The 760-nt window shown below is 67.1% G+C and carries 1 protein-coding gene; it reads left to right on the top strand.

Annotation, left to right across the window (positions count from 1 at the left end; genetic code table 11):
• The coding region (locus ACLNEE_RS16795; protein ID WP_412007439.1) for a nuclear transport factor 2 family protein at positions 1-760 on the top strand (760 nt) is incomplete at both ends.

Below are 760 nucleotides of genomic sequence, written 5' to 3'. Positions count from 1 at the left end.
GGGGAAGTTCAGCGACGAGGAAGTGGCCGAGGCCTTCGCGGAGTACCGCCGCCTGGGTGTCGGCGAGTTCGACTGGCCAGGGTGGGCCCGGCTGTTCACCGACGACGCCGTGTACATCGAGCACAACCTCGGGCGATTCGAGGGCCAACAGGCGATCGAGACGTTCATCGTCGACTGCATGGCGCAGTACCCGTCGATGGGACTGTGGATGGACTGGTGGGCCATCGCCGATGATCGGGTGGCGCTCTACATCTGGAACAACCTGCCCGACCCCACTGGCACCGGCAAGCGGTACGGGTTCCCGAACACGACCGTGCTGCACTACGCCGGCGACGGCAAGTGGGACTTCGAAGAGGACTTCTACAACCCCGCCGATGCCGAGAAGGTGTGGATCGAGTGGTTCACCGACGGGGGCCGCCTCGACACGCCGGCCGACCACAGCCTCGAAGGCATCGACGACTGGGCGCCGCCGGTGCCCACCCCGGCCTTCCCCCGCGGCGAGGTCGAGCGCGAGTTCCTCGCCTACCGCGAGCGCGGCTCGCATGCTGTGGCCACCGGCGACTGGGAGCAGTGGGCCGCGCAGTTCACTCCCGACGCCCGCTATCGCGAGCACCACTACGGCACGTTCAACGGCCGTGACGAGATCCGCGAGTGGATCACGTCCACGATGGTGGCGTTCCCCGAGATGACCTTCCCGGTCGATCACTACATCATCGACGGCAACCGGGTCATCGCCCAGATCCCGAACTGCCTGCCCGAC

It is taken from the genome of Aphanothece stagnina RSMan2012 (genome assembly GCF_046764815.1).
Lineage (GTDB): Bacteria > Cyanobacteriota > Cyanobacteriia > PCC-6307 > Cyanobiaceae > NIES-981.
Note: the sequence above shows the minus strand (reverse complement) of the source record. Positions and strands in the feature narration are given on the sequence as shown.